At 60.8% G+C, this 24,370-nt stretch carries 26 protein-coding genes; 18 read left to right on the top strand and 8 right to left on the bottom strand.

Features of this window, described 5'->3' with window-relative positions; translation table 11 throughout:
• Positions 1-32 precede the first annotated feature (32 nt).
• The 3 genes from RHEC894_RS18865 to RHEC894_RS18855 all read left to right on the top strand — a co-directional run bounded on the left by RHEC894_RS18865 (position 33) and on the right by RHEC894_RS18855 (position 1,719).
• Complete coding sequence (locus RHEC894_RS18865; RefSeq protein WP_010069626.1) at positions 33-752, top strand: tellurite resistance TerB family protein; 720 nt, start codon at positions 33-35, stop codon at positions 750-752.
• A gap of 68 nt (positions 753-820) precedes the next feature.
• Positions 821-1,516, top strand: a complete 696-nt coding sequence (locus RHEC894_RS18860; protein WP_085738417.1) for a GNAT family protein — start codon at positions 821-823, stop codon at positions 1,514-1,516.
• The gene (locus tag RHEC894_RS18855) at positions 1,513-1,719 is read left to right on the top strand and encodes a hypothetical protein (RefSeq protein WP_010069628.1); all 207 of its coding nucleotides are present in this window, start codon (positions 1,513-1,515) and stop codon (positions 1,717-1,719) included. The genes RHEC894_RS18860 and RHEC894_RS18855 overlap by 4 nt, the downstream gene beginning before the upstream one ends.
• Before the next feature lies 1 nt (position 1,720).
• On the opposite strand, the gene RHEC894_RS18850 is transcribed toward RHEC894_RS18855, so the two are convergent.
• The 3 genes from RHEC894_RS18850 to RHEC894_RS18840 all read right to left on the bottom strand — a co-directional run bounded on the left by RHEC894_RS18850 (position 1,721) and on the right by RHEC894_RS18840 (position 4,445).
• Positions 1,721-2,797: a nickel/cobalt transporter gene (locus RHEC894_RS18850; RefSeq protein ID WP_085738416.1), complete on the bottom strand. Its 1,077-nt coding sequence runs from the start codon at positions 2,795-2,797 to the stop codon at positions 1,721-1,723.
• On the bottom strand, positions 2,791-3,432 hold the full coding sequence (locus RHEC894_RS18845) for a DUF1007 family protein (RefSeq protein ID WP_085738415.1): 642 nt from the start codon (positions 3,430-3,432) through the stop codon (positions 2,791-2,793). Before RHEC894_RS18845 ends, RHEC894_RS18850 begins: the two co-directional genes overlap by 7 nt.
• 119 nt (positions 3,433-3,551) lie before the next feature.
• On the bottom strand, positions 3,552-4,445 hold the full coding sequence (locus tag RHEC894_RS18840; RefSeq protein ID WP_085738414.1) for a LysR family transcriptional regulator: 894 nt from the start codon (positions 4,443-4,445) through the stop codon (positions 3,552-3,554).
• Between the two features lie 529 nt (positions 4,446-4,974).
• On the opposite strand from RHEC894_RS18840, the gene odc2 reads away from it, so the two are divergent.
• The 7 genes from odc2 to RHEC894_RS18805 all read left to right on the top strand — a co-directional run bounded on the left by odc2 (position 4,975) and on the right by RHEC894_RS18805 (position 12,995).
• Positions 4,975-6,108 (top strand): ornithine/lysine decarboxylase, encoded by a 1,134-nt coding sequence (gene odc2 / locus RHEC894_RS18835; protein WP_016737287.1) that lies wholly within the window; start codon positions 4,975-4,977, stop codon positions 6,106-6,108.
• A gap of 93 nt (positions 6,109-6,201) precedes the next feature.
• Positions 6,202-6,792 (top strand): N-acetyltransferase, encoded by a 591-nt coding sequence (locus tag RHEC894_RS18830; protein ID WP_085738413.1) that lies wholly within the window; start codon positions 6,202-6,204, stop codon positions 6,790-6,792.
• A gap of 805 nt (positions 6,793-7,597) precedes the next feature.
• Entirely contained in the window at positions 7,598-9,769 is a 2,172-nt protein-coding gene (locus tag RHEC894_RS18825) for a type I secretion system permease/ATPase (RefSeq protein WP_085738412.1), read from the top strand.
• The gene (locus tag RHEC894_RS18820) at positions 9,766-11,211 is read left to right on the top strand and encodes an HlyD family type I secretion periplasmic adaptor subunit (RefSeq protein ID WP_085738411.1); all 1,446 of its coding nucleotides are present in this window, start codon (positions 9,766-9,768) and stop codon (positions 11,209-11,211) included. The genes RHEC894_RS18825 and RHEC894_RS18820 overlap by 4 nt, the downstream gene beginning before the upstream one ends.
• 84 nt (positions 11,212-11,295) lie before the next feature.
• Complete coding sequence (locus RHEC894_RS18815; RefSeq protein WP_125460981.1) at positions 11,296-11,886, top strand: hypothetical protein; 591 nt, start codon at positions 11,296-11,298, stop codon at positions 11,884-11,886.
• Positions 11,886-12,224, top strand: a complete 339-nt coding sequence (locus tag RHEC894_RS18810; protein WP_010065231.1) for a hypothetical protein — start codon at positions 11,886-11,888, stop codon at positions 12,222-12,224. Before RHEC894_RS18815 ends, RHEC894_RS18810 begins: the two co-directional genes overlap by 1 nt.
• Before the next feature lie 321 nt (positions 12,225-12,545).
• Positions 12,546-12,995, top strand: a complete 450-nt coding sequence (locus tag RHEC894_RS18805; RefSeq protein ID WP_085738409.1) for a hypothetical protein — start codon at positions 12,546-12,548, stop codon at positions 12,993-12,995.
• A gap of 200 nt (positions 12,996-13,195) precedes the next feature.
• Here the strand turns inward: RHEC894_RS18805 and cysE are convergent, their stop codons facing one another.
• From cysE to RHEC894_RS18780, 5 genes are all read right to left on the bottom strand, one after another.
• Positions 13,196-14,014, bottom strand: a complete 819-nt coding sequence (gene cysE / locus RHEC894_RS18800; protein WP_085738408.1) for a serine O-acetyltransferase — start codon at positions 14,012-14,014, stop codon at positions 13,196-13,198.
• Between the two features lie 112 nt (positions 14,015-14,126).
• Complete coding sequence (locus tag RHEC894_RS18795; protein ID WP_085738407.1) at positions 14,127-14,621, bottom strand: GNAT family N-acetyltransferase; 495 nt, start codon at positions 14,619-14,621, stop codon at positions 14,127-14,129.
• 15 nt (positions 14,622-14,636) lie between these two features.
• Positions 14,637-15,626 (bottom strand): WD40 repeat domain-containing protein, encoded by a 990-nt coding sequence (locus RHEC894_RS18790; protein ID WP_085738406.1) that lies wholly within the window; start codon positions 15,624-15,626, stop codon positions 14,637-14,639.
• Entirely contained in the window at positions 15,626-16,729 is a 1,104-nt protein-coding gene (locus tag RHEC894_RS18785; protein ID WP_085738405.1) for a GTP-binding protein, read from the bottom strand. Before RHEC894_RS18785 ends, RHEC894_RS18790 begins: the two co-directional genes overlap by 1 nt.
• Positions 16,730-16,875: 146 nt before the next feature.
• Positions 16,876-17,664, bottom strand: coding sequence for a creatininase family protein (locus RHEC894_RS18780; RefSeq protein ID WP_085738404.1), 789 nt, complete (start codon positions 17,662-17,664; stop codon positions 16,876-16,878).
• An 85-nt stretch (positions 17,665-17,749) separates the two neighbouring features.
• On the opposite strand from RHEC894_RS18780, the gene RHEC894_RS18775 reads away from it, so the two are divergent.
• From RHEC894_RS18775 to RHEC894_RS18740, 8 genes are all read left to right on the top strand, one after another.
• The gene (locus tag RHEC894_RS18775; protein ID WP_085739052.1) at positions 17,750-18,262 is read left to right on the top strand and encodes a MarR family transcriptional regulator; all 513 of its coding nucleotides are present in this window, start codon (positions 17,750-17,752) and stop codon (positions 18,260-18,262) included.
• A 119-nt stretch (positions 18,263-18,381) separates the two neighbouring features.
• Complete coding sequence (locus tag RHEC894_RS18770; RefSeq protein ID WP_085738403.1) at positions 18,382-19,404, top strand: LacI family DNA-binding transcriptional regulator; 1,023 nt, start codon at positions 18,382-18,384, stop codon at positions 19,402-19,404.
• Between the two features lie 34 nt (positions 19,405-19,438).
• A complete protein-coding gene (locus RHEC894_RS18765) occupies positions 19,439-20,395 on the top strand; it encodes a 2-hydroxyacid dehydrogenase (protein WP_085738402.1) in 957 nt (318 codons plus the stop codon).
• Between the two features lie 9 nt (positions 20,396-20,404).
• Entirely contained in the window at positions 20,405-20,590 is a 186-nt protein-coding gene (locus tag RHEC894_RS18760; RefSeq protein WP_010066633.1) for a hypothetical protein, read from the top strand.
• 27 nt (positions 20,591-20,617) lie between these two features.
• The gene (locus tag RHEC894_RS18755) at positions 20,618-21,793 is read left to right on the top strand and encodes a Toxic anion resistance protein (TelA) (protein ID WP_085738401.1); all 1,176 of its coding nucleotides are present in this window, start codon (positions 20,618-20,620) and stop codon (positions 21,791-21,793) included.
• A 22-nt stretch (positions 21,794-21,815) separates the two neighbouring features.
• Complete coding sequence (locus RHEC894_RS18750; RefSeq protein WP_085738400.1) at positions 21,816-22,523, top strand: TerD family protein; 708 nt, start codon at positions 21,816-21,818, stop codon at positions 22,521-22,523.
• Positions 22,524-22,593: 70 nt separating this feature from the next.
• Complete coding sequence (locus tag RHEC894_RS18745; protein ID WP_245339526.1) at positions 22,594-23,577, top strand: hypothetical protein; 984 nt, start codon at positions 22,594-22,596, stop codon at positions 23,575-23,577.
• Positions 23,574-24,356: a VWA domain-containing protein gene (locus RHEC894_RS18740; RefSeq protein WP_245339483.1), complete on the top strand. Its 783-nt coding sequence runs from the start codon at positions 23,574-23,576 to the stop codon at positions 24,354-24,356. Before RHEC894_RS18745 ends, RHEC894_RS18740 begins: the two co-directional genes overlap by 4 nt.
• Positions 24,357-24,370 lie beyond the last annotated feature (14 nt).

The following is a 24,370-nucleotide window of genomic DNA, read 5'->3' as shown; positions in this document are numbered from 1 at the left end:
CTCTCCAGCTTCAAACAGGGAGATGACGAGGAATGTTCGACGCAAAGAAGCTTCTCGACCAGTTCTTGGGTTCGCAAGTACCGGGTCTCGGCGGTTCGGTCCGCGACAGGGCGGGCGAGGCCGTTCAGACGGCAAAAAACAACCCGCTGGCGACAGGTGCGATCGCAGCCGCGCTTCTCGGCACCAAGACAGGCCGCGGCATTGCCGGCAATGCACTGGCGATCGGCGGTCTTGCCGCTATTGCCGGCCTTGGTTACCAGGCCTACAAGAATTACCAGGCAGGGCAGGCGCCCGCAGCGCCTTCGGATGCACCCTCGGCCAACAATCCGGTTCTCCTGCCGCCGCCTGCCGAATCCGGTTTCGGGCCGGCGTCGCCTGCCGGCAGCAATGAATTCGTGCTGGTGCTGATCCGCGCGATGTTCGCCGCCGCCAAGGCCGATGGCCATATCGACGATGCCGAACGCGCCCTCATCATGGACAAGATCAAGGCGGCCGATGTCAGCGGCGAGGCTGCCGCCTTCATCGAGCGCGAGCTCGCTTCGCCGACCGACATCGACGCACTCGTTGCTGCGGCCACGACCGAAGAACAGCGCGTCGAGCTCTACACTGCCTCGCGGCTGACCATCGAGCCGGATTCGCGCGCCGAGCGCGGTTATCTCGATCTGCTTGCCGGCAGGCTCGGTCTTGCCGACCAGCTGGTCGACCATATCGAGGCGACGGTATCCTCCGCCAAGGTTACCTTGTCACAGTGACATCCAGGCCGGTTGCCTTTGTCGGGCGGCTGGCCTATCCACTCCACTCCTGGATCAGGGGAGTGAACATGCGCGATCTTGCAAATTTCAAAGGCTGCCCGGCGCCGAAGCCGGTCACGCTGAAGGGCCGTTTCGTCACCGTCGAACCCTATCGGCGCGCCGAGCATCTCGAGGCCCTGTGGGACGGACTTGGCGGCATGGGCATCAACCCGCTGCTTCTCTATTTCGCGCAGGACGATTTTTCCGGTATCGAGGATTTCGCCAACTGGCTCGAAACCGTCTACACCAAGTCCGGCTGGCTCACCCATCTCTTCCGCGACAATGCCACCGGCAAGATTGTCGGCATGGCGAACTATATGCGTGCCGATCCGGCAAACGGCGTGGTCGAGATCGGCGGGGTGGCGCACGGGCCCGAGATGAAGCGTTCGCCGCTTTCCACCGAGGCGCATTATCTGATGGCCAAGCACGTTTTTGAGGATCTCGGCTACCGCCGCTACGAATGGAAATGCGACAATAAGAACGAGGCGAGCAAGACGACGGCCGCCCGTTACGGCTTCAGCTTCGAAGGCGTCTTCCGCCAGCACATGATTTCCAAGCACCGCAACCGCGATACCGCCTGGTTCTCGATGATCGATAGTGAATGGCCGCTGATCAACGAGGCCTTCGAGGCCTGGCTTTTACCGGAGAATTTCGACGCCGCCGGCAATCAGATCCGCCGCCTGCAGGATATCCGCGCCGATCTCGAAAAGGAAAGGCTCGCATGAGCCCCGAAAGTCGCTCGCAGGCCACCGCCGCCGCCATCATCCTGCTCGGCGCCGGCCTCGTCCTTTATTTTCTGCCGACCATCGTGCTGTGGATCGGCAATTTCTCGCCGACGCTGGCGATCGTCGTCGGCGTCTGCCTGATCATGGCATTTTTCGCGGTTTTCTGGCTGCGGGCGCGTTACCAGCGCGGCAGGGGGAAATAAGTTATCCTTGCAGCGAGGCCCCGAGCAGCAGGGCGCCCATCAGGATGACGAGCAAAGCGCCGAGGATTTCGATGGCGTTGCCGATCCAGACCGAGGCGGTCGAGCCGCGCCCGGAGAGGCGGACGGCGGCACTCTTGGCGGTGACGGCAAGGGTGGCAAGCAGAGAAACGGTGATCGCCGTGCCGAGCGACATGGCGGCGACCGAAAGTACGCCGCCGAGATAGAGCCCGTTCAGCAGCGAGAAGGTCATAACAAGCAAAGCGCCGGAGCAGGGGCGAAGGCCGACGGCAACGATCGCCGACCAGGCCTCGCGGGCGCTGAACTTGTCGCCGGCGAGCAGGGCGGGGTCCGCCACATGAGCATTGCCGCAGGTTTCGCAGGCCATGCCGGGAACGAAGGTATGGCCGGCTTCGACGGCCTGTGCCTTGCCGTTGAAAACATAGGTCTGGCGTTCGGCGGCATTGTCCTTCCAGTCGAGCATCATGCTGACCGGACCGGCAGATGTGGCCATCATCCGGCGGCGCGGGATGCTGCCCACCATCGAGCGCAGTTTGCGAAACAGCAGCCAGCCACCGAAGAGGATGACCATGACGAAGCTTGCGATCTCCATCGCATGGGTCGCAGCCGTCAGCGTGATGCCGGTGCCGCGCAGCACCAGCCAGGCGCCGCCTACCAGCGCCACCGCCACCACGCCCTGGACGAAGGCCGAGATGAAGGAAATCACCACACCGCGCTTCAGCTCGATCTCGTTGGCGATCATATAGGAGGAGATGACCGCCTTGCCGTGGCCGGGGCCTGCGGCATGGAAGACGCCGTAGGCGAAGGAGAGGCCGGTCAGCGATGCCAGTTGCCACGGGTCCTCACGCATCGCCTTCAACGCGCCTGTCAGCGCCCGGTAGAAAGCCTGCTGCTCATAGTTCACATAGAGCAAGAGCGGTGCGAGCGGCCCGCCGGTCGGCTGGAAGCTCGGCTCCGCCGTGCCGATACCGAGCGGCGATTGCGCATGGGCAAGGCTTGCCGCCGCCAGGAGCGCAAGGATCGCAGCGGAAAAGGTGAGGGACAGGCTTTTTGTCAGCATGTTACCTCCAGCCGGGTGGCGAAGAGTTTGGACATGTTGGTGCCGGTGGGATCATTGAAGAAGGCGTCCGTCAGCGACTGCTTGTTCTGCGAGATCACCTCGTCCGCATCCGGCCGCACCACCTGATGTTTGCAGGACTTGAAGCCGTCGCCGACCGTCGCCAACTCGTTGTCTGTCGGGAAATCGATCGAAGTATAGAGCGACGGGTCGTAGACGCCGAAGGTGAGCCTGCCTTTCAGCGGCATCTTCTCCGCCGGTTTGACCGCGAAGAACATCAGCAACTGGCCGTCCTTGTAGTCGACATGGATGATGTCGGGCTTCTGGACGGTGATGTTCTTCCCGTTGATCGTCAGGTTCATGTAGTAATCGTATTCGGCAAGCGATTGCTTCACGGTTTTCCCGACTTCTGCGAGCTCGTTCGGCTCCAGCTTGAGATCGGTGTTCTTGTCGAAATCCATGACGACCGAGGAGGAGAAGACCTCGTCGAAGCGCCAGACATTGCGCAATTCCTCGACGTTACCGTCCTTGTCGGCCACGACCTCGAGACGCGCCTCCACGAAGATGTGCGGATGGGCAAAGGCGGCGGCCGGCGCCAGCGAAAGGAGCGCGGCCATCAGTATCGTCGAATATCTCATTTATTCCGCTGCCCTGTTCGGTGACCCCGACTTCTTGCCAGAAATTGGGACGGAATTGGGACCGTGTTTCGTGGTGACAGGCGTGGGACGGGATGTCGCATCTCGGCACAAGGCTGCTATCAGGGGTGTTTTTTGAACCAGTTGTGCAGGTAGTCGACGAAGATCCTCACCTTGGCCGGCAGGTAGCGCCGGTGCGGGTAGACGGCGTAGATACCGCGGTCGGTCGGGATGTAATCGTTAAACAGCGTCAGCAATTCGCCGCTCTCGATCGGCTTACGGGCGATAAAATCGGGGATGAGGGCGATGCCGATGCCGGCAAGGGCAGCGCGCAATGTCGCATGCGGGCTGTTGACCTCTATCGGCCCGGAGACGGCGACGGCGAAGGTGGTGTTATCAGGATTGTAGAAGCGAATGCTGCCCTGGGTGCGCGAATTGGTGTCGACGATAAAGGGAACATTGGAAATGTCGCTCGGATGCGCAAGATCCGGATGGCGCTCGATAAAATCCGGGGTGGCGCAGAGATGGACGCGGAAATCGGAGATCTTGCGGGCGATCATGCCGGAATCTTCGAGCTTGGAAATGCGGATCGCCACGTCGAAGCCTTCCTCGATCAGGTCGACGAAGCGGTCGTCGGCGGCGATCTCCAGCGAAAGATCCGGGTTCTCCCGGGCGAAATCGATCAGCGACTGGCCGACATCCGCGTCGACGAAGGTGCGGGGCACGGAAATGCGCAGCCGCCCCTTCAACTGCGCATTGTTCTCGCGCACGAGGTCGGCAAGGTTGTCGATTTCCTTGAGAATGTCGGAGGCGCTGCGGTAATAGGTGTGGCCGGCCTCGGTCATCGAGAACTGCCGGGTCGTGCGGTTGAGCAGCAGGGCGCCGAGCTCATCCTCCAATTCGCGCACATATTTGGAGAGTAGCGCCTTCGAACGGCCGGTGCGCCGCGCCGCGGCGGAAAAGCCCTCGGCCTCGACGACATCGATGAAGGCGCGTATGCGTGTCAAAGTGTCCATGACTTTTCCCGAAGCTGTTTGTGAATGTTGAACAAATCGGCCTGTTTTGTTCAATTATTTTTTTGACCCCAAGATCAAAAAAACGCTTGATTGTGAAGGCGAATATTCTTATTTCCACCTCAGCCCAAAGTCGCACGTGCCCATGGGTGTCCGCCGAACCCTCGAATTGGTGAGGAAATCGGTAAGGTACCTGGAATTAACCCCTCCAGTCGCTATTCCGGCCAACCGGAAAATGCGAGGACGCCTGAAGCAACGACGGTGCGGGCCTTTTTGTTCTCTCCCTGCTTTCCATCAGCGGGGGTTACTGAAGAGGCACACCATCATTGCCGGAAGTGCGGTTGGGATTCTCCCTCCAATCCATGGCAGACAAAGCCGAACTTACACCGCGTCCGCGGCGTTGGTTCACTATCCGCGCATCGAGCGCTTGCTATGGTTCCGGGGTCTCCACCGGCTGGTTCCAATGCGAGTTCTCGTATGCCCTTTGTCCTCCGGTTCATGCCGGAGCTCTGGAATTGGAAGAGGGAACGATATGACCACCCAGCGCATCCGCGACTTTCTCGCAACCCGACGTCCCGACGGTCCCTGCCTCGTGGTTGACCTCGATGTCGTTCGCGACAATTTCCACGCCTTCCGTCACGCCATGCCGGACAGCGCCATCTACTATGCCGTCAAGGCCAATCCGGCTCCTGAGGTGCTGAAGCTGCTCGCAGGCCTCGGCTCCAATTTCGATTGCGCATCCGTTGCCGAAATCGAAATGGCGCTCGAAGCCGGCGCGACCGCCGCCCGCATCTCCTACGGCAACACGATCAAGAAGGAACGCGATGTCGCCCGCGCGCATGCGCTCGGCGTCAGCCTCTTTGCGGTCGACAGCCATGAGGAAGTCGAGAAGATCTCGCGTGCCGCTCCCGGCGCCCGTGTCTTCTGCAGGGTGCTGACCGATGGCGAAGGCGCCGAATGGCCGCTGTCGCGCAAGTTCGGCTGCGTCCCGCAGATGGCCGTCGACGTTCTCGTCTACGCTCATCAGCTCGGTCTGCAGTCCTACGGCGTCTCGTTCCACGTCGGTTCGCAGATGACCAAGGTCGATGCCTGGGATTCGGCTCTTGCCGATGCCAAGCGCGTCTTCGTATCGCTTGCCAAGCAGGGCATCCACCTGCAGATGGTCAACATGGGCGGCGGCTTCCCGACCAAGTACCTGCGCGACGTTCCGTCCGCAGAAGCTTACGGAAAGTCGATCTACCAGGCGCTGCGCACGCATTTCGGCAACCAGATCCCGCAGACGATCATCGAGCCGGGCCGCGGCATGGTCGGCAATGCCGGCGTCATCAAGGCTGAGGTCGTGCTGATCTCGAAGAAGTCGGACAATGACGACGCGCGCTGGGTCTTCCTCGACATCGGCAAGTTCGGCGGTCTCGCCGAAACGATGGACGAAGCCATCCGCTATCCGATCCGCACGGAGCACGACGGCGACGAGATGGAGCCCTGCGTGATCGCCGGCCCGACCTGCGATTCGGCCGACGTGCTCTATGAGAAGAACCTCTATCCGCTGCCGATCTCCCTTTCGATCGGCGACGAGGTCCTGATCGAAGGCACCGGCGCCTATACGACGACCTATTCGGCGGTCGCGTTCAACGGTTTCGAGCCGCTGAAGGCCTACGTCATCTAAGGTCGTTTCCGCCGGCCCCGTAACCAGCCGGGGCGGCAATTTCACAATTTCCTTCATCGCCGCTGATAACGGTATTGGGTACGGGAGGCCAAGATGGCCGCTGTTCTTGATTCTGTCCGCGCATTCTTTGCGCCCACCACCTTCACCATCGACGCCGAAAATCCTTCGGACGTCGTTGCCCGCGAAAACCTGCTCGACCGCGTCATGGGTCCGGGCCGCCGCAAGAAGTCGTCGGAGAAGATCCGCCGCAACCGCGTTCCGGCCGAGGGCCTTGCGCTGGTCGCGCGCGATCGCGACGGCCACGTCATCGGCTCGGTGCGGCTCTGGAACATCGAGGCCGGCGTCAATGACGAAGGCACGCCGATCAATGCGTTGCTGCTCGGGCCGCTCGCCGTTGCGCCGCATTGCGGTGGCAAGGGCATCGGTTCGGCGCTGATGCGCGCGGCGATCCTCGAAGCGAAGAAGCGCGGGCATGGCGCCGTCCTGCTGGTCGGCGATGCCGCCTATTATGAGCGTTTCGGCTTTTTTGCCGAGAAGGCTCGCCATCTTGTCATGCCAGGCCCGTTCGAACGCTCGCGCTTTCTTGCGCTCGAACTGACGGAAGGCTGGCTTGACGGCGCGGCCGGCATGATCGTCCCTTCGGGACGCATGCTGGCCAGCGCGCCGGTTCGCCGCGGCGCTTAGCGATCGGCTCGCCGGCGTGAACATCCTTGCTCCCGGACGGCAATATCCGCGCCGCTTGATATGGAGGCAGGCGGGCCTCTCATAGTTGCGGCGCGGATTATTTCGGGTGCCGCAGCGCGTAGGGAGCGGGATGCGACAAAATGGCCTCAGGGCCCAAATGCACACGATATCACAGAGCCGTGATTTGACCGATAGTTCTCTCCGATTAAGCGTGGGGCAACCAAAACAAAATCATAGGTAGTCCTTCTCACAAGAATTGGCTATCCACCTCTAAGTTATGAAATAACCAACTGGCGTTGACGAGCGGGGGCTCGGAGTAACCAGTTCTTCCGTGCGTAGGGCACGGCAGGATTAGTCAAAGCCGGTTGTTTTAGGAGCCTTTGCTAAAGCCGAAGGTAACTGCCCTTTACAAGAAGAAGCGAGCCCCGCCAGTGATTAAAGCCCCTCAAAAAATCTCAAATTAAGTCAAGATTCTTGTGCGAGCTAGCGCGCGCTTTTGGCGTGCGCCCTGCTTGCTGGCGTTGAACGATGGCGTGGGTCCTATGCAGGACGCTCGGTGCGTAGGTGTGTCTCCGTTCTTTGGAAAACTGCGTCGCATGTTTAGAGCGTGGAACCTGCCGGAGGCCCGAGCGCCGTTTGATGCTAGAATTTCACGTTACCGCCAGAGTGAAATATACAGGATCGCAGAAGCTATATCTTCTAATAATCAAGCAACTCAATGAAATATAACCTGGGTTGTGGACTTTGAAGCGTCTTGTTCGACCCGGATTGCAATATTTATACATTCAATACAATGGGACTTTCTATGGGTAGCCTCGACCCTGGCATCGCAAATGCGGCAGCGCAACCGGTGGATTCCGGGCTGCGTGCTTTGTGCGGAATTGCAGCCTTCTACCGGATTGCGGCCGATCCGAACCAGCTTCATCATGAGCTTGCAATTGGCAGCGGCGTTGCTTCCGAGCTGGATCTTCTGCGGGCGGCATCGGCAGTCGGGTTGAAGGCAAGGGCCGTCTGCGGTTTGACCGAAGCGCGCCTCAGAAATCTGCCTGTTCCGGCGATCGTTCATATGCCGGGAGGCACATTCGCCATTCTCGGCGGGCCGACCCCGGCCGGCCGGTATAGGGTGATTGATCCCGTCACACGCGCCGATCGTGAATTGTCGGCAGTCGAGCTGCTTGTCGAGACGGGTGCCCGTGCGCTTCTCGTGGCTCGGAAATTAGGCGGGGCAGGGACAGATCCCAGGACCTTCGGACTGAAATGGTTTCTGCCGTCCCTCTGGCGCTACCGCAAGCCACTTGCCCATGTCCTCGTCGCCTTGCTCTTCGTTCAGATTTTTGCCCTGGTCACGCCGCTCTTCTTTCAGGTGGTCGTCGACAAGGTTCTCACGCACAAGGGCTACTCCACCTTGTTCGTACTGGTCGCCGGCATTGCCATCATCGGCCTCTTCGATGTCGTCTTGCAGTATCTGCGAACCTATGCGTTGTCGCACACGACGAATCGTATCGACGTCGAGCTCGGACAGCGGCTTTTCCGTCATCTGCTTCGCCTGCCGCTCGACTATTTCGAAACACGCTCGGCAGGCCAGACGGTCGCCCGTGTCCGGGAACTGGAAACGATCCGAAATTTTTTGACGGGCCAGGGGCTCTTTGCCGCGATCGACCTGGTATTCGCGGTCGTCTTCCTCTGCATTCTCTGGTTCTACTCGTGGAGCCTGACACTGATCGTCCTCGGATCGATCCCGCTCTACGTCCTGGTGGGACTTCTCGTTCGCCCTCCGCTTCGCGACATGGTCAAGGAGAAGTTCAATCGGGGCGCTGTCAGCCAGCAACTGCTCGTCGAGGCGATCATAGGAATTCAGACCGTCAAGTCGGCGGCGGTGGAACCGGTCATGCAGGCGCAGTGGGAAGAAAAGCTCGCGGCCTATGTGAAAACCGCGTTCCACACGACGCTTCTCGGCGCCGGCGGGCAGAACGTCATCCAATACGTCAGCAAGCTTACGACTGCGCTGCTGTTGCTGTTCGGTGCGCGCGCCGTTATCAACGGTGAGCTGTCAGTAGGTTCGCTCGTTGCCTTCAATATGATCGCCGGCCAGGCGACGGCGCCTGTGCTGCGGCTCTCGCAGCTCTGGCAGGATTTTCAGCAGGTTCAGATTTCGATCGACCGCCTCGGCGATATCTTGAATACGCCGATGGAGCGGACGCCGGCGACACGGCTGGCACTTCCCGCTCCAAGGGGGCTGATCGAGTTCAGGAATGTCAGCTTCCGTTACCGCCCTGGCGGCCAGGATATCCTGAAGGGAATCAATCTGCAGATCCGCCCTGGCGAGGTTGTCGGCATCGTCGGTGCTTCGGGCTCCGGCAAATCGACGCTGACAAAGCTCATTCAGAGGCTCTATCTTGCCAGTGAGGGCCAGGTCCTGCTCGACGGGATGGATATCTCGCAGATGGACCCGGCGTGGCTGCGCGGGCATATCGGCGTTGTTCTGCAGGAAAACCTGCTGTTCAACCGGACGATCCACGAGAACATAGCGCTGGCCAATCCTGCATTGCCGCGAGCCCAGGTCCTGGCGGTTGCGCGGCTTTCCGGCGCGGACGAATTCATATCGAAACTGCCGCAGGGCTACGACACCGTCATCGAGGAACGGGGGGCGAACCTGTCGGGTGGGCAGCGCCAGCGCATGGCGATTGCCAGGGCGCTTGCGACCAACCCGCCACTTCTCATCTTCGATGAGGCGACGAGTGCGCTCGATTACGAAAGCGAGCGCGTCGTCCAGGAAAATATGCGCCACATCGTCCAGGGCCGGACCGTCATCATCATCGCGCACCGCCTTGCCGCCGTCAGAAACTGTCAGCGGATTGTCGGCATGGCAGACGGCCGCATTATCGAGATGGGAACGCACGACGAGCTTCTGCAGAAGAAGGATGGGCTTTTCGCGCGGCTTTGGGCGCTGCAACATGATGCGAGGGTTCCTGCATGACTGTGGCCGTTCGCACTTTCACTGCTTCGCCCCCAACATCGCGGTCGAGATCCGACAATGATTTCCTGGCGCCCGCGCTCGAGGTGCTTGAAACACCTCCGTCTCCGGTCGGGATGGTGCTGCTGCTGATCATCTGTCTGCTCGCGGCGGTCGCACTCGCATGGGCCTATATCGGGCGGATCGACATTATCGCGACTGCGCAGGGCAAGATTCAACCGGTCGGCCGGGTCAAGATCGTCCAGCCGCTCTACGGCGGCAAGGTGGTCGGTCTCCCGCCAGCCAACGGTACGGAAGTGCATCGCGGCGATGTGCTGTTCCAGCTGGATTCCGCCGAAGCCGTCGCTGACGAAAAGGATGCGGATTCGGCGCTTTCGTCGGTTCGGGCGGAAGCCACGCGCCGGCGCGCTGCTCTGGCCGCCGCCGCCACGGTGGAGACGAGCCACAGCGGCCGGATTGACTGGGCGGCCGATGTCCCGGAAAAGCTTCGGCGGCGAGAAGATGCCATCCTTTCGAGCGAACTTGGTCAGCTCGACGCGTCGCTGACGTCCCTGCGGTCACAGATGCGACAGAAGGAAGGGGAACGCGATCACCTCCAGGATACACTCGACGAGCAGGCGTCGCTGGTGGACACGCTCCAGCAGCGGGTCGCAATGCGCAACACGCTCGTCGGCGAGAATGCAGGACCGATGGCCGGCGTGATAGACGCGACCGAAACGTTGAAGACGCAGCGGACACAGCTTGCGATCCAGAAGGGCGAATTTGCCGACGCGGTGGCGGGGATCGACGTCCTCGGCGCCGAGATAGAGAAGACCCGCAGCGCATTCATCAGCGATCAGACCGAAAAGCTCGGTGATGCTGAAAGGCAGGCGGAAGACCTTGAGCAGCGCCTTGCGAAGAGCCGCGCCGAGCTGGCGCAGATGACCGTGCGCAGCCCGATCGACGGCGTCGTCCAGGCTTCCGTGATCTCGACCGATGGCCAGGTGGTGACAGCCGGGGAGGAGGTCCTGAGGGTCGTTCCGGCAGGAGCCACGCTAGAGCTCGAGGTCTACGTTCCCAACCGCGATATCGGCTTCATCCATGTCGGCCAGCCGGCGGTGGTGAAACTGGATGCATTCCCGTTCACCCAGTACGGCACGGTTCCTGCGACGATCGTCAAGATTGCCACCGACGCCATCCCGGAGCCGGATGCTGAGCGCCGTGAGGAAGACACGGCTGCCGCACCGCAAACTGCGCTGTTTGCGGGTGCCGAGCGGACGCAGAACCTGGTCTTTGCGGTGACGCTAAAGCTTGAACGAAATGCGGTGCAGGCGGATGGCGCGGATGTTTCGCTTTCGCCGGGAATGTCGGCAACGGCCGAGGTCAGAACCGGTTCGAGGCGGATACTGGCCTATGTGTTTTCGCCACTCGTCGAGGTGGCGAGCGAAGCGCTGAAGGAGCGGTAATTTGATACAAGCAATGCGCCACCGCATCAAATCGAGATGGTTGGTATTTTCCGTCGTTTCGTCATATTGGTGGAGGATCCGAGCGTGAACGGTGATTTTGTACCTGCAAGCCCGCTTTCCCCGATCGGGCCCGTCCCCATCCTCCTTTTTCTGATCTTCCTGTTCTTGATAGGACGAATTCTACTTCGACGAAGCATTATTAGCTTAGATAGCGTTTTCGCGATTCTGATGGTCGCGGCGACTATTTCATCTGTTGCCTTATTTCGCCGATTTCGAGCCCCTGACTATCTGCTGATCTTCTTAGTTGCGCAGAGTGTAATCGCTTTGTTTTTCTTCCCAATCGCCTGGTGGATGGCCCGTCGCGCCAGGGTGACTGATGAGGGAATTTTTTACAGACTCAGCAAAGTACCAGTTGAAAAGAATATAAAAAGCGCATCGGTGGCGGCGGTAGTATTAATAGCGGCTTGTGTTGTCATATACGTCTCAGATTATAGATTGACGACGCCATGCGACAATTCGAAGTGCTACGCAATAGACTTTCTTATAGGATCTAGAGAGAGTGGCTTCTTTAATCTTTATATGGCCAATGTCATAACGTCTCTGTTCTTTGTTTTGTTTTTCGTACATCTATACAACATCTGTCGCAAGACAATGAAAGATCGCGAGAATTCCTGATGAATACTCTCAATGTCACATTCAGTTTCGATGACCTCAAGAATGAGTTCGATCAATTCAATAAAGAGGTTGGCAGAGCGGCATTTGCCGTTCAGTCATTCATGGCCTACACAATCTCCGCAACTTACGCGGAAAGTACGCGCGCTACCAAGCAACTGAGAATAAACGACATAGCTTCGGATCTCGCCAACGGTGAGTTCGACCACATCGCGACGGCTGTCTCGGCGGACTCATCGATCAGTTCTTACGCGCGCATGGCGGCACGTTCCGATGTGCTGACCAAAAGTCTTCTGCCGGTGGACACAATCTTGGATATCCTGACAAGCAATCGGCTCTGAATCGGTCTGTGGGAATTTACGTCGACGACAGCATAGCGCTCTCCGCTGGCCGCCTCGCGGTGGGGCGGCGGAAGCATCAGCCGCAGAACATCCAGAGACGTCGCTGTTTACTGGTGCCGAGCGCACTCAGAATTTCGTCTTCGCCGTGACGTTAAAGCTTGAACGAAATGCCGTGAGAGCGGATGACGCAGATGTTCCGCTCTGACCCGGAATGTCGGCAACGGCGGAGGTCAGGACCGGTTCGAGGCGGATCCGTGGTTATGTTTTTTCCTGCTGGTCGAAGTGGCAAGCGAGGCGATGAGGAAGCTGTAGAGAGTGTCAATGCGGGCGTTAATTCGAGTTACTTTTTGTGCTTTCGCATTTGTCGGATTGCTCACGTCAACTTGGCTTGCGTGGACGTTCCACGGCAAGCTCCAAGATCCCGAGTCGGTAAAGGTATATCAATCTCCCGACCGAGAATTCAAAGCCATCCTTGCAACTTGGTACGGCGGCGGAGCGATTTCTCCGTATTGCCACGCTGCGCTCGTGGTTCTTCCGATCGAAGAGCAATTGGACAAGGTGGACTACGAGGACCGCGCAATCTTTTCGGCAGGGTGCGCTTCTTTCTCTTTGCAGGGCGGCATCGTGGAATCATCGCCAAAAGTATCTTGGAAGTCGGAAAGATTACTGCTCGTGGAATTTTCCACGTCGGCCGGACCGATGTCCTCAATTCAACTCAGGACGCCCAATTCTGGCATGAATATGAAAGTTGAATTTGAGGGAAGCCCTTAATCGCCTAAGCGTCGCGGCCTCTGCTCAGTAGAATTACCAATTTAAAAACAGAACGAAGAAATGGGCCATATTCTTCAACTAAAGAAGATGACGTCGGAAAATAACCAGTCCAACCGAATAATGGAGGTCCCCTATGTGCCGATCACCTGACCGGCGGCATCGGCGACGTAATGAACAACCTATCAGAAGCTCACATCTAGCTAGATATTCTGATCCATCGTCTCTGCAGGGATTTCTTCGGTGCGGTGGACGCGCACGAGCGTTGCCGGCACGCCGGCGACCGTGCAGTGCTCGGGAACCGGCTTCAGCACGACGCTGCCGGCGGCGATTTTGCTGAAGGCGCCGATTTCGATATTGCCGAGGATCTTGGCGCCGGCGCCGATCATGACGCCATGGCGGATCTTCGGGTGGCGGTCGCCGGTTTCCTTGCCGGTGCCGCCGAGCGTGACGTTCTGCAGGATCGAGACTTCATCCTCGATGACAGCGGTTTCGCCGATGACGATGCCCGAGCCGTGGTCGAGCATGATGGAAGCGCCGATCCGGGCGGCGGGGTGGATATCCGGGCCGAAGACCAGCGAGGCGAGATTGGCGAGCCAGCTGGCGATCTCCGGACGGCCGGCGTTCCAGAGCGCATGGGCGATGCGATGCGTCTGCAGCGCATGAAAGCCCTTGAGGTTCAAAAGCGCGTGCAGAAACGTCGTGCAGGCCGGATCGCGCTCGCGCACGGCGGCGAGATCGGCCTCGACCTTGCGCATGATGTCGTCATCAAGCGTGGAGAGGATGAGATCGAACAGATTGCCCGCCTCGACCTGCGTCACCGAAAGCCGCGCGGCCAGAACACGGGCGATGATTTCTTTATTGCCGGTGGCGTCCGTTACCTCTGCGGCCAGCAGCCGCTGCAATATCGGTTCGCGCACGGCAAGTTCGGCCGCCTCGGCACGGATCATCGCCCAGACGGATGTGTCGCTCAAAGGCGGCGGCTGCTGCTCGGCCAAACCGAGGCCGGTCGATTTCGGCATTGACGTTTCCTCTGTCAGTCGCGGCCCAGGCAGTCGCTGCGCGGATTTTCATGTTTCGCCCGGCCAAGGCATTTGGCAAGCCCGATATTCCCGGGTCTTGCGGCCTGATCGTCTAGCCAGGCGGTTGCGGGCCAAGCGTCGGTTCCGGAAGACGGCGCCAATGATAGAGCACGTCAGGCTCCTTTTCCTCGTTGTCGGCGCCGTCGGTCTCTTCCCCGGCGGTAAAGCCATGCCGCTCGTAGAAAGCACGTGCGCCGGCATTGCGCTGGAATGTCCAGAGCCTGATCTCGCCCATCTCCTCCATCGCGCAGCCGAGAAGCAGGGAGCCGATGCCCAGGCCTTGAAAGTCGGGGAGAATATAGAGCTGCTCTATCCAGTCGTCGCCATAGGCGATGACGCCGACAAGCTGGTTGCCCATGGCGGCGCCAAGCATGGTGCGGTTCGGCAGCAGATGCATGCGCCAGTACTGCTCTTCTTCTTCAGGCGTATGCAGATCCGGCAGCCAGGGCAGCCGCTGCCAGAGCGCAACACGCCTGATTCTTGCCGCCGCCTGCATATGGGCGGCGGCAAGCGTCACGATCTCAGCTTCCGTCGGAGCGTCGTCCATTGCCGACACTACAGCTCAAGCGGAAATATCGATGACGCCGCAATCGCCGGCTTCCGAAGCGAAGGCGAGCAGCTTGCCGTCCTTGCTCCAGCTCATCGCCGTGACGGCGCCCTTGCCAGGGCGGCGCAGCAGCGCCTCCTTGCTGTCGGCGATGCGCACGGCCAGAATCATGCCGTCGATGAAGCCGATGGCGAGGATGTCCTCGAGCGGATGGAATTTCACCGCCGTCGCCATGATATTGGCGCGAGTGCCGAGTTCCAGCGGCGCCTTGCCCATCGGGCCGTCCTTGCCCTGGAACGGCCAGACGATGGCCGCCGGCGCGCCCGAAGAGGCGAGCCACTTGCCCTTGACCGACCAGGAGAGCGATTTCACCTTGGCGGGATAGCCGGTCATGCGCATATGGCGGGCTTCGGCGCCCGGCTTGCTGTCGAGTTTCCAGCCGTGCAGCGCATTTTCCTGCATCGAGGTGACGAGGAAATTGCCATCGGGCGAGAAGGTGACGCCGGTATGGGCTCCCTTCCATTCGAGATCGACCGGCTTGGCGCTCATGCCGACCCAGTGCAGCGACACGCCGTTGTAACGGGCAGCGGCGATGCGCAGCCCCTTCGGCGCGAAGGCAAGGCCTTCGACGGTGCGCTCCTCGGGAAATTCCTTGGTGGTGCCGTCGGCAAGGCGCACGAGCGAACTCTTGCCATAGGAATAGGCGATAGCGCCCTGCGGGCCGGCTGCGACCTGCGAGATCCATTTGCGCGGCGTGGTGGCGATCTCGCTGACGCTGCCGTCGGCGGAAATGCGCAGCACCTTGCCGTCCTCGCCGCCCGAGATCAGGCTCTCGCTGTAGGGATCGCGGATGGCGGTGAGCATGCCCTGATGGGCTTCTGAAACCCTCTCGCCGCCATCCAGCCGATGAAACGTGCCGTTTGCGTTTGCGAAGAAGGGGACATCACCTAAAAATTCGACGGCCAGAACGTGGCCGTCGAGATCAAGCGGTGCAACTGTCGGCATCAGGCAGCAGCCTCGCAGGCCTTGAAGGAGGCTTCGAGCTTCTCGCGGTCGAGATCGCGACCGATGAAGACGAGACGGCTTTCGTGCTTTTCGCCTTCCTTCCACGGCCGCTGGTGATCGCCCTCAATGATCATGTGGACGCCTTGAACGACATAACGCTCGGGATCGTCCTTGAAGGCGATGATGCCTTTGAGACGCAGAATATTCGGCCCCTGTGTCTGGGTGACCTTCTGGATCCAGGGGAAAAAACGCTCCGGGTTCATCTGGCCGCCGCGCAGCGACACAGACTGCACCGTGACATCGTGGATCGCCGACATCGCACCCTGTTGATGGGCGCCATGGTGATGATGGTCGTGCCCGTGGTGATCATGGTGATGATCGTGATCATGATGGTGGTGGTCGTGATCGCAGTCCGGGCCGCAGACGTGATCGTCATGGCCGTGTTCGAGGAAATGCGGATCGTTTTCCAGTGCGCGTTCCAGGTTGAAGGCGCCCTGATCGAGCACGCGGGCGAGGTCGACGCCGGAGCGGCTGGTCTTGTAGACACGCGCAGCCGGATTGATGGCGCGGACGATGTCGTCGATGACATCGAGTTCTTCCGGGGTGACGAGGTCGCTCTTGTTGATGACGACGACGTCGGCGAAGGCGATCTGGTCCTCGGCCTCGCGGCTGTCCTTCAGGCGCAGCGGCAAGTGTTTTGCGTCGACCAAGGCGATGACGGCGTCGAGCTCGGTCTTGGCGCGCACGTCGTCGTCCATGAAGAAGGTCTGGGCGACCGGCACCGGATCGGCAAGGCCGGTGGTTTCGACGATGATGCCGTCGAAGCGGCCGGGACGGCGCATCAGGCCTTCGACGACGCGGATCAGGTCGCCGCGCACCGTGCAACAGACGCAGCCATTGTTCATCTCGTAGATTTCTTCGTCCGACTCGACGATCAGGTCGTTGTCGATGCCGATTTCGCCGAACTCATTGACGATGACCGCATATTTCTTGCCGTGATTTTCGGAAAGGATGCGGTTGAGCAATGTCGTCTTGCCGGCGCCGAGATAACCGGTGAGCACGGTGACGGGAATGGGCTTCTGGGTGGAGATCGCGTCGGTCATGAGAACCTCTAGGATTAGGCGTGCAGCCGAGCGGCTTCAGTCGGCTGCTTCAAACGGTTGGTCTCATATAATGGCATGGGCGCGGCAGTTCAAAGGGTTTTATAATGTTATAAGATCACATCATCCGGCCGATGCAGATCACCCTTTTATCGCAGTTGCGTGACGTCGAAGGCATCGACATCCTTCAGCAGTTCCACCAGCCCATTCACCGCATGCGCAATCAGCGCCTCGCCCTTTTCAGCCGTCGCAGCCGCGGCGTTGCCCGCCGCGCCTTGCGGATTGAGATCAGCCATCTTCCAGCCGAAGGCATGCGGCCCGTAGGCGCGCAGGTGCTTGAAGCGGGTGGTGAATTCCGTTTGTCGCGACGGGAAATCCGCCGCCTTCGCCATATCGACTTTATCCGGATGAAGCGCCAGCATCACCGAGGTCTCGATATCGCCGCCGTGAATGCCGATCGCCTTTTCCTCCGGCGGGATCAAGCCATCGGGCAGGCCGAAGCGGGTCCAGCTCGTCGCCACCGCCAGCATGGCAAAGCGGATCCGCGCCTCGGTGGCGACGATCGTCATCAGGGGCGAATTGCCGCCATGGGCGTTCAGCATCACCAATTTACGGACATCTTGCCTCGCCAGCCGCTCGGCGATGCCGAGCCAGCGGCTGACCGCTTCGTCGAAAGCGAGCGTCTTCGTTCCTTCAACATCCATGTGCTCTATGGAATAGCCGACGGATTCGGCGGGCAGAAAGGTGACCGGCAGGCCGGCTGATAAGGCCGTCTTCAATCGTCCGGCGATGCCTTCGACAATGAGAGTGTCGGTTTCGAAGGGCAGGTGAGGGCCGTGCTGTTCATGGGCGCCGAGCGGCAGCACGGCGATCGGGCGGTGCGCGCCGGGAGCAGAGGCCGGGTCGCTGTCTTCGAAGCGGGGCGAAGGCGTCATCATCCGGTCGTTGCCTCTTGTTTATGACGAGATCCTGGGCAATGTCATATCGCAGCGGCGCCAGGGCTTAAAGATCAAAGGGATGGCTATGGGAAAGAAGCACAAGGACGGCAAAAAGAACAAGTCCAAGAAGAAGGACCAGACCGAGTATACGCTCGTCGACCTCTCTCCGGCGCTGACCCAGGCGGCTCGTTCCATGCGTACGGTGCTTTCGCGCAACCTGCTCGAAAGCGGCCTCTATGCCGGCCAGGACGGCGTCATTCTTTCGCTCGCCGAAAGCGACGGCATGACGGCCGGCGGCCTTGCCCAGAAGCTCGGCGTCAAGGCGCCGACGATGACGCGCACGATCGGCCGCATGGAGGCGCAGGGTTTCCTCGAGCGCAAGCCCGATGCCGAGGATGCGCGCCTCACCAAGGTCTATCTCACCGAACTTGGCCGCGGCAGCGTGCAGGCAATCGAAATGGCGGCCTCGGCCTGCGACAGGCTGGCGACGCTGGAATTCTCCGACAAGGAAATCCGCAATCTCGTCCGGCTGCTGAAGGCGATCGACGGCAATCTGCAGGCCGAGGCCCTTCATATCGAGGAACCGGATGAAGACTGAAATTTCCCTGAAAGACGAATTGCTTCCGCCGGTTAAATCTTTTAATTAAACATTTTAAGGGGCCGCGCCGGTTTGCCGGTGCGGTCTTGCTGTCTTGCGTGCTGCCTGGAGGAGGACACGTGGTCCAGAAGATCAAGCTTTCGACGATCGCCGAAACGCTCGGCATTTCAACGGCGACCGTATCGCTTGCCTTACGCGACAGCCCGCTCGTCGCCGGCAATACAAGGGAAAAGATCAAGGAACAGGCGCGCGCGCTCGGCTATATCTACAATCGCCGCGCCGCCAGCCTTCGCACTTCGCGCTCCGGCATTATCGGCGTCGTCGTGCACGACATCATGAACCCCTTCTACGGCGAGATCCTGAAGGCGATCGAAAGCGAGCTCGATCGCAGCCGCCACACCTTCATCCTTTCCAATCACTACGACAATGTCGAGAAACAGCGCACCTTCATCGAGACGCTGCTGCAGCTCGGCGGCGACGGCGTCATCATGTCGCCGGCGATCGGCACGCCGCCGGAGGACGTGCAACTGGCGGAAGAGAATGGCATGCCGGCGATCCTCGTCGCCCGCTCGATGGAAGGGCAGGATCTGCCGACCTATCGCGGCGACGACAGCTATGGCATCTCGCTTGCCACCAACCACTTGATCGGCCTCGGCCACCGCTCGATTGCGATGATCGGCGGCACCGACCAGACCTCGACCGGCCGCGACCGCTACCAGGGTTATGTCAACGCGTTGCGCAAGGCCGGCATCGAGGTCGATCCGAACCTGCGCATTCCCGGCCCGCGCTCGAAACAGGGCGGCTTTGAGGCCGCCGTGCATTTCCTGTCGCTGCCGCAGAAGCCGACGGCCGCCGTTTGCTGGAACGATCTCGTGGCGATCGGGCTGATGAACGGCATTTCGCGCGCCGGCCTGATGCCGGGACGCGACATTTCCGTCACCGGTTATGACGATCTCGAGGAGGCATCGATCGCCACGCCGGCACTGACGACCGTCTGGAACGGCCAGGCCGAGGTCGGGCGCCTTGCCGCCCGGGCGCTGCTCGATCGCCTTGCCGGCAGCCACGAGCCCGACGGTATGCATCTGATCAAACCCGAAATGCGCATTCGCCAGTCCACCAGCCCCCATCGGCCCCGCGCCTGAACCCAGGCGCCGCCGCGCCCCAAGAGGAAAAGCCATGTCCCGCATCGCCATTCTCGTTCCCGGGAAGATACACGAGCGTGTTCTCGAAAGGCTGAAGGATCGCTTCGAGATTATCGCCGTCCCGCGCGCGGAGAGGCTTGCGCTCGACGGTGAGACCGCCGGCCGCATCCGCGGCGTCGCCGTCTCCGGTGCCTTTCCCGGCGCCTGGATGAATCAGCTGCCTGACGTCGAGGTGATCGCCAGCTTCGGCGTCGGTTATGACGGTATGGATGTGAAGCGCGCCGCCGAAAAAGGTATCGTCGTCACCAATACGCCCGACGTGTTGAACGACGAGGTTGCCGATACGGCGATCGGCCTGCTCCTGAACACGATCCGCGAATTGCCGCGGGCCGAGGCCTGGCTGCGTGCCGGCAACTGGAAGCCGGGCACGGCCTATCCGCTGTCGCGCTACTCGCTCAAGGGCCGCCATATCGGGCTCTACGGCCTCGGCCGCATCGGCCTTGAAATCGCCAAGCGGCTGGAGCCTTTCAAGGTGAAGATCAGCTATCACACGCGGTCGCGCCATGCCGATGCACCCTATGATTATCATCCGACGCTGAAGGGGCTGGCGGAAGCGGTGGATACGCTGATTGCCATCGTTCCGAAGACGCCGCAGACGCATAAGACGATCGATGCCGATATTCTGGCAGCACTCGGCCCGGACGGCATTCTCATCAATGTCGGTCGCGGCTGGACGGTGGATGAGGAGGCGCTCGGTGCCGCCCTTGCCTCCGGCGCGCTCGGAGCAGCCGGCCTCGACGTTTTCTATGACGAGCCGACCGTGCCGGCCGGCCTGCTGGAACCTGCCAATGCGGTGCTCCTGCCGCACGTTGCCTCCGCGTCGGTGCCGACCCGCAACGCCATGGCCGATCTCGTCGCCGACAATCTCATTGCCTGGTTCGAAAAGGGGACCGCGCTGACGCCGGTGCCGGAGACACCGCAAAAGAGCTAGGCGCGCCGCATGGACGTTGATTTTTGCGAGATGCGCCAGGTCCCCGGCCTCTATACCGGCGCCGTCAATCGACTGTTGTTCCTGGACGATATGTTGCCCAGCGCGATGCCTTCGGTTACATTCTCGCCGATTTTGCAACCAAGATTCTCAACCTTTCCGTGCGCTTTGGGATTGCGCCGGCAGGCAGCGGAATAAAGGGCCGAACAAAGGGGGATTGACGGCATGTCGGAGTCAAATGCGTCGGACACGAAGACCCTCGAAACGAGCCAGGGTCTGATGCCCACGCTTTCCACCGGTGGCTTGCCGGCCGTCGTGACGGTCGTTCTTCCGCCTGCCAAAGCCGGCGAGGTCGTCGATCTCGCAGAACGGTACAGACTGGCAACGATCGAGCCGCAAAATCTGATCACCTTCGGCCAGGAAGCCATCGGCGGTTTCGGCGCCAAGCTCGACGCCATCCTTTCTCAGATCACCAATGCGCAGTCGCCGGTGCTGTTCGAATTGTTCCGGACGATCCGGGACGGCATCAATGACGCCGATCTCAAAGGGCTCGAAGCAAGCATCCGTGAGAAGCTGAAGGGCAATTTCCTCGAACGCCTGTTGATGGCCGTCGGCCTCGGCGACCCCGCCAAGCGTCTCAAGACGGTGACCGACGAGGTTCGCGGCATGCTGCAGAGCAAGGCCAAATCGCTCGGCGACCTCGTCAGGCCGATGGAGGCTGAGATCGCGGAGGAGAGCGGCAAGCTCATCCTTGAAGTGTCGCGCATGAGCACGCTGGCGGAGGGATACCGCGATACGATCGTGTCTCTTGGTGTTTTCGTCGAAGCCGGAAGACGCATCCTTGCCGATGCCGGCCGCGAGCTCGACCGGTTGACGCAAGAGGCTGCCTCCGGCGATCCGCTCAAAGTCCAGGAAGCCCGTGACTTCTCGCAGAAGCTCGACATCTTCCAGAACCGGGTTCTCGTTCTCGAGACCGCCTATGCCAAGGCGCCGGCCGATCTCGATTCGATCGGTATTGCCCGGGGTGCAGCGCTTGCGACCCTTGCGGATACGGTCACTTCGGCCAATGCGGAATTCAACGACATCAAATCGATCCTGATCCGGTTGCACGCGCTCTTCCAGATGCAGTCGATCCAGCAGATGAACGCCATGCGGCGTGAACTGCGCGCGTCGCTGCAGCAATATGGGTCTCAGGTGTTGGAGGATGTTTCGGTCAACTCGGTCAAGGCAGCTGGCGAGACCCGCCTTGCCGATGCCGATCTGGTGCTCGGCACCGCGCAGCGGCTGCGCGATATCGCCGACAAGGTGGTTGCCGAAGGCGAGCGAAACAAGGAACGTTATGCCGCTGCCCGCACCAAGCTCGAACAAGCCCGACAAATTGTGACCGATCGCCCGATCTGAGACTTCAGGAGAAAGACAGCGCATGGCAACCTTCAAGCTCAACAAGGGGCAGTCATTCCAGATCCAGAAGGAGATCCAGCTCGTCCATTCGGGACTTGTCTGGGATCCGCCCGAAGGCTCGGGACCGGCCTTCGATCTCGACGTGCATTGTTTTGCGCTGGTTCATCCCGGTGGCGATGCGAACCGCGCGCGGCTCTACAATGAAGGCTCGCATGCGCTCTGCTATGCTTTCGTGCGCAGTTCCGGCAATCCGGAAGGGTCCCTCACCAAGAATGCCGACGGTTCCTTCCAGACCGACGACGGCTCGATGTGGCACGAACGCGACGACCGGACCGGGCGCGGCGGCCTGGTGAAAAGGCCGGAAGCCGACGAGGACGGCGACGACGACGATCATGGAGGCGGTCACCATGACGAGGGTTTTCGCGAGGAGTTCAAGATCGTGCTGGCGAAGCTGCCGGACGAGGTTTGCGAGCTTGCCGTGTGGGCGACGATCCATGACGCCGAGCGCAAGAAACAGGACTTCGGCAAGGTCAAGAACGCCTATATCGAGGTTTGCGACGCGATGGACGACGAGCTTTGCCGCTATCAGCTCACCGCCGAATTTGCCGGCAAGACGACGATCCAGGTGGCTTCCTTCCTGAAACAGCCGGATGGATCCTGGCGGTTCCATGCGGTCGGTGCAGGCTCGAATGCCGGGCTTGGTGACGTCATCCAAGCCTATTTCGGCTGAACCGGAGCCTCGTTCGATGAACGGCAAGGCAGATGGACCGCCTGACAAGGAGCCAGGGCGCTTGCCCAAGGTGCTTTTTCCTGAAGGCGCCTCGCCTGACGCTGCCGAGCCTTCCCGGCAGTTCACCCAGCCGAAAGTCCTGTTCGGTTCGCCGCGCCCGCCGACGCCCAAGGGCGACAAGCCGCGGGTTCTCGGCGCCGGGGAAGTTCGTCGGCGTATTCCCTGCAGCGTGGAGACGCTGCTGAAGATCGATGCCGGCGCTGCCGTATCGGTCGCGGCGGCGGCGCTGCGCATCGTCGACGGCACCAATCTCGACGATCACTATTTCGACGATGTCGTGCGTTTCGGCGCGCGCCTGCAGACAGAGCATGGCAGGCTTGCCGAAAGCGAACTCGCGCTTGCCGACAGTGAAGCGCTGGCAAGGGGAAGGCGTCTTGGCGCCGAGCTGCTCCAGCGTCTCGGCGATCTCGATCCGGACCGTGTATTTGCCGTTCGCGGCCGCGTCTTGAAGGCAATCAAGGCGCTGGCGGCGCCGCGCGATCCCGACAGCCTCTTCTTGCAGCTTTATCCCGGCGTGCAGACGCTGGCGCAAGAACTCGACGTGCTTGCGCCGGAAATCGCCGCCGTCGCAAAGAGGCTTCGCGCCGTCGGCAAGGCCTATGCGGCACTCGATCGCGATCTCGCCGCGCATATCCTGGCGGCGCGTTTCCTGGTCGAATACGCCGGCGGAGTTCAGCTTTCCGATCGCGAGCGGCAGGCACACTACGCCTCGCAGGCCGAAGCGATCGAGACGAGAATTGCCAGCCTTTCCGCCACGAAGGCAACGATCGAGATGAGCATGCACACCGTTGCCGCGCTTGCACGGCACGTGGATGCACTCGGGCATGCTGGGGACGGCTTGTTGCACGAGGAACTGCCTGCCTGGCATGCGGCCTATTCCGCTGCACTGACGGCGGCCCGAAGCCCGCAATCAGCGGCGCAGGCCGGCACCGGATCGCTGCTTCGCGACATCCATGCGCGCATTCTTGGAAAACTCAGACCGGAGGGACGATGATGACGACATTCAAGCTGCACAAACCCGAGGAAGAAGTTCGCCGTGTCGGCTTCGTCCTTCAGAAACAAGGCATTCATGAGCGCATTCCGGCGCAGGTCGGCCTCAATATCGATGTCTCGGGCTCGATGAGCGACCTTTTCAAGTCCGGGGCGGTCCAGGCGGCGCTCGAGCGTATTCTTCCCGTCGCTCTTTATTTCGATGACGACGGGCGCATTGATACCTGGGTGTTTTCCAACCAGGAGAAGATGGCTTCGATCGCGCCGGCCACAGCGAAAAATTACGAAGGTTACGTCGAGCGCGAGATCATCGGCAACAATGCGCTGAAAACCGTACTCTGGGGTGGCACCGATTACGGCCCGGTCATCCGCTCGAACCTGATGACATACGGTTTGATGGAAGAGGAGGCGGCCGGCGGCCTGCTCGGCATGATCTTCGGCATGAGCCGCGACACATTCGGCGAGGAGACGCGTTCGGGGATTCCGGCGATCAACTATTTCCTCACGGATGGCGAAAATGCCGACCGGGACGCGGCCTGGGAACTGCTGCAAAAGGCCGAGCGTGCCGAATCGCAGATCTACTACGTCATGGTCGGCATTGGTGACGAGCGCTTCGATTTCCTGCGCAGCGCAGCGAAGGAATTTCCGAATGTCGGCTTCGTCAGCGTCAAGGATCTCGGGAAATTCGTCGGCAGCGACGACGCCTATGAAAAACTGCTGCCGGCCGAGCTTTGCACCTGGCTCAAGCATGAGCATGACGACGAGGACGACGATCATCATTGATCGTTCCAACTACG

The organism is Rhizobium sp. CIAT894 (genome assembly GCF_000172795.2).
GTDB lineage: Bacteria > Pseudomonadota > Alphaproteobacteria > Rhizobiales > Rhizobiaceae > Rhizobium.
The sequence above is the reverse complement of the archived record's forward strand: the minus strand, read 5'-3'. Positions and strand labels throughout refer to the sequence as shown.